Source organism: Pseudomonas sp. AC463, from assembly GCF_979253585.1.
Genome location: NZ_CEEDDZ010000995.1, coordinates 1 through 247, shown reverse-complemented (window position 1 = coordinate 247; position 247 = coordinate 1). Strand labels below are relative to the sequence as shown.

At 65.6% G+C, this 247-nt stretch carries 1 protein-coding gene; it reads left to right on the top strand.

Going from position 1 to position 247, the window contains the following annotated elements:
* On the top strand, positions 1 to 247 hold a 247-nt coding region (locus AC0IYH_RS33220), incomplete at both ends, for a hypothetical protein (protein ID WP_471838661.1).

The window sequence follows — 247 nt, the reverse complement described above, 5'->3', positions numbered from 1 at the left end:
ATTATCTCGTCGGCAATCGCAGCGACGACGATCCGCTGATCCGCTTCTGGGTGTCGGACGATCTGATCCGCTGGACACCTTACGGAACATACCGGCCGGACCTGAGCGCGGCGCCGGGCCACCCGCATCCGTTGCAGCGGATCGGCGCGCCGAAACTGTTCTTCGATGCGCCGTCCGGCCGGTTCCTGTTGAGCTGGCACACGCCCAATCGCGACACATCGCGGGAGGACCCCGAACGCTACTGGGC